Origin of the sequence: Massilia mucilaginosa, from assembly GCF_011682145.1 — a bacterium.
GTDB lineage: Bacteria > Pseudomonadota > Gammaproteobacteria > Burkholderiales > Burkholderiaceae_D > Telluria_A > Telluria_A mucilaginosa.
Map to the genome: position 1 here is coordinate 1 of NZ_WHJH01000276.1, position 334 is coordinate 334.

A 334-nucleotide genomic window follows, 5' to 3' on the forward strand; every position below is an offset into this window, starting at 1 on the left:
GCGGGGCCCGATGAACGTGCTGAACCTGTTCCTGTTCGAGCATGACGGGAGCATCCTTCTCCCTGCGCAACTTCGCCTGCGCGTGGCGGCCTTTTGCCCGGCGCCTGCGCCAAATTTCCTGACAAGCCTTGCCGCTTTGCCCGAACCGGAACAGCCAGCGCAAGATGACGAGGGCGATGCGCCGCCGCTGACGCAGCGCAATACGGCGCCCGATGCCCTGTACGAGGTCGTCGCCATGCTGCGCATGGTCGATCAAAAGCGCATTTCCGTCAGCGATAAAACGCGCATGCCGGGCGTGACCGCCTTGCGTGCGATCGAAGGCAAGCTTGCCAAC

General features: G+C 63.8%; 1 protein-coding gene. It reads right to left on the reverse strand.

The annotated features are described in order from the left end of the window. On the reverse strand, window positions 1–256 hold a 256-nt coding region (locus tag F2P45_RS35885; protein WP_223164939.1), incomplete at its 3' end, for a hypothetical protein. Between the last annotated feature and the right edge of the window lie 78 nt (window positions 257–334).